Origin of the sequence: Flavobacterium sp. UBA4854 (assembly GCF_002399805.1) — a bacterium.
GTDB classification, from domain to species: domain Bacteria; phylum Bacteroidota; class Bacteroidia; order Flavobacteriales; family Flavobacteriaceae; genus Flavobacterium; species Flavobacterium ginsengisoli.
Genome location: NZ_DHEI01000124.1, coordinates 1 through 1,850 on the forward strand (window position 1 = coordinate 1; position 1,850 = coordinate 1,850).

A 1,850-nucleotide genomic window follows, 5' to 3' on the forward strand; every position below is an offset into this window, starting at 1 on the left:
AATCAAAAATAGAAATTAAATCATAAAAAAGTAGTTGACTTTTGATAATTTGTTTTCTTATTTTTGCGAAAATAAAACCTACTCATTTTGAAAGATACTGCCAAACATCAAGGACTTCGTAATCAATTAGTAACTACTTTAGAGCAAAAAGGAATTACTGATAAAGCAGTGCTTGATGCGATAAAAAAAATCCCGAGACACCTTTTTTTGAATTCAAGTTTTGAAGATTATGCTTATCAAGATAAGGCTTTTCCTATTGGAGCGGGTCAAACTATCTCGCAGCCGTATACGGTTGCTTTTCAATCACAGCTATTAGAAGTAAAAAGAGATCACAAAGTTTTAGAAATTGGGACTGGTTCTGGTTACCAAACGGCTGTTTTGTTTATGCTTGGCGCTAAAGTTTATACAGTTGAAAGGCAAAGTGAATTATTTAAGACAACATCGAATCTTTTTCCAAAATTAAATATTCGTCCAAAGCACGTTACTTTTGGAGATGGATATAAAGGACTTCCAAATTTTGCTCCGTTTGACAGTATTATAGTTACGGCGGGTGCACCATTTATTCCTCAGCCGTTAATGGCTCAATTAAAAATAGGAGGAAGACTTGTTATTCCACTTGGAGAAGATGTTCAGATTATGACCTTATTAATCAGGAAAAATGAAACTCAATTCGAAAAACATGAATTTGGAGAATTTAGATTTGTTCCTTTATTAGAAGATAAAAATTAATAAGAAGCCCGTTTTTAAACGGGCTTTTTCTATTGAGTAAGAATTGAAATGTATCTTTCTAGGCTTTCTTTTTCTCTTTGAGCAATAAAGAGAAAGAAGTCTTCCTTGTCTTTTTTAGTTTGCGCTATTTCTAAGGTTTGATAATACTGCATTCGATTTTCATAATCTCCTTTAATGTTGGCTATCGGATAACCTTTTTGCATTAGAATTAAATTCATTATTAATCTCGAAGTTCGGCCATTTCCATCAATAAAAGGATGGATAGTAACTAAACGTTCATGCATTTCGGCTGCAAGGATAACAGGATGCAATTTATTTTTATTGATTTCGTACCAAATAAAGTATTCCTCCATTTCTTGAGGAACCATTAAAGCTTGGGGAGGCATATGAGTACTTCCTTGTATCATGATCTGAACTTTTCTGTAACGTCCAGCATCTTCTGGGATGATTCCTCGAAGTATTAAATTATGAATAGACAAAAGATCACGCTCATTTAACGAATTGCTTTTATTCATTAATTCTTTTATAAAACCAATAGCTTCTTGATGATTAATGGCTTCCAAATGTTCCCGCATACTTTTTCCAGAAATTGTCAAACCTTCATTGATAACCATATCGGTTTCACGAAGAGTCATTGTATTTCCTTCAATTCTATTACTTTCAAAAGTATATTCTAATTCGAGAGCTTGTTTAATTTTAAAGCTGTCAAATTGGCGAAAAGAGTCTAGTTTTTCTTTTAAAAAATCAATTTCTTTTAGGATTTTCTCTAACGAAGTAGATAATTTAAGATTCGAAACCGTTTTATTGTATTTGATTTCATCTTCTGCGACTTTTAATGCTTTCAAAGCAAGATCATCATCACCAATTTCATAAAGAATCTTTTCTTTAAGCCACGCAATCATTAAAGTTTCGTAATCAATTTCTAGTAGCTGGGAAAGTTTGATTATCTGATCTTTGGTGGGTTTTCGAGTGCCAGATTCAAATTTGCTGATCAAAGCCTGATCAATACCGGCAAGCTGTGCTAACTCGCGAGTTTTTAATCCTTTTTGTTCTCTAGCATTTTTTAAAAGCGATTTCATTTAATGATAAATTTAGTCTTGACAAAAATAGTCAATTTTTTA

Annotated in this window: 2 protein-coding genes; one reads left to right on the top strand and one right to left on the bottom strand. The window is 32.3% G+C overall.

Features of this window, described 5'->3' with window-relative positions; all coding sequences use genetic code 11:
• The first annotated feature begins 87 nt into the window (after positions 1 to 87).
• On the top strand, positions 88 to 729 hold the full coding sequence (locus tag B3J44_RS18195; RefSeq protein WP_177209989.1) for a protein-L-isoaspartate(D-aspartate) O-methyltransferase: 642 nt from the start codon (positions 88 to 90) through the stop codon (positions 727 to 729).
• Positions 730 to 758: 29 nt separating this feature from the next.
• Here B3J44_RS18195 and B3J44_RS18200 read toward each other — a convergent pair whose 3' ends face one another.
• The gene (locus B3J44_RS18200) at positions 759 to 1,808 is read right to left on the bottom strand and encodes a Fic family protein (RefSeq protein ID WP_286970183.1); all 1,050 of its coding nucleotides are present in this window, start codon (positions 1,806 to 1,808) and stop codon (positions 759 to 761) included.
• Positions 1,809 to 1,850: the final 42 nt, after the last annotated feature.